1 protein-coding gene is annotated in these 837 nt (G+C 42.5%); it reads left to right on the top strand.

The window, feature by feature from the left end; translation table 11 throughout:
* A partial coding sequence (locus FC57_RS10445) for an IS982 family transposase (protein WP_236695732.1) occupies positions 1-837 on the top strand: 837 nt, incomplete at both ends.

The raw sequence follows: 837 nt of genomic DNA, 5'->3' as shown, positions 1-837 counted from the left end.
GAACTGCCTTAAGCTTAAGCGTTTTGCTCATCATTTACAAGTTAGTTTTGCTCGTTTGAACATTATTTGCCGTTCTTGGTACAAGCTGTATGCCCCGGATTCCCTCAAGCATCGCCGAAATGTTCATCAGACTAAGCTGTCGGATAGCTCAATCCTAGCTATGCTTATTTGGCAAGCGGAACTAGGGATTGAGTCGCAGAGAAGATTTTGCAGGTTCTTTGCAGGCTTATCTCATTCCCGCTTTAATCGCAGAGCTCGCCAGCTTTTGCCTTTAATCTATCTGATTCGTCATGTTTTGAACCAAGAAGTGGATCTTTCAGGCAAGATTCTGATTATTGACAGTTTCCCAGTTCCAGTCTGCCAGCCTATTCGTAATTATCGCATGAAAATCTTTCATGATATTGCTGATATTGGCTATAAGGCGACTAAAAAAGTCTACTATTATGGGTTTAAGGTTCACGCAATAGTGAGCGATGATGGCTATCTGCTTGATTACGCAGTCACCAAAGCATCAGTGCATGATGCTAAAGAAGCGGTCGAGCTGATCGCCAATACTCATCCTGCCAATCATTATCTTTTGGGTGATGAAGGCTATCTAGGCAAGGACTTAGCCGCTGAGCTAAAGCACATGGGGTATGTGCTTTGGACGCCTTATCGTAAAAATATGCAAGGTGCTAGAAAACATAACAATCATCAACTGATGGCGGTCAGACGGACAATTGAGAGTGACTTTGCTTTGCTTAGCTATTACAATGCCGAAAATAATCGAGCCAGAAGTTTAACGGGCTTTCAAGAACGGTTAGAGATTGCAGTTTTAGCCTATAATATGGCATATTG

It is taken from the genome of Lactobacillus ultunensis DSM 16047, assembly GCF_001436305.1.
In the GTDB taxonomy this organism is placed as follows: domain Bacteria; phylum Bacillota; class Bacilli; order Lactobacillales; family Lactobacillaceae; genus Lactobacillus; species Lactobacillus ultunensis.
Note: the sequence above shows the minus strand (reverse complement) of the source record. Positions and strands in the feature narration are given on the sequence as shown.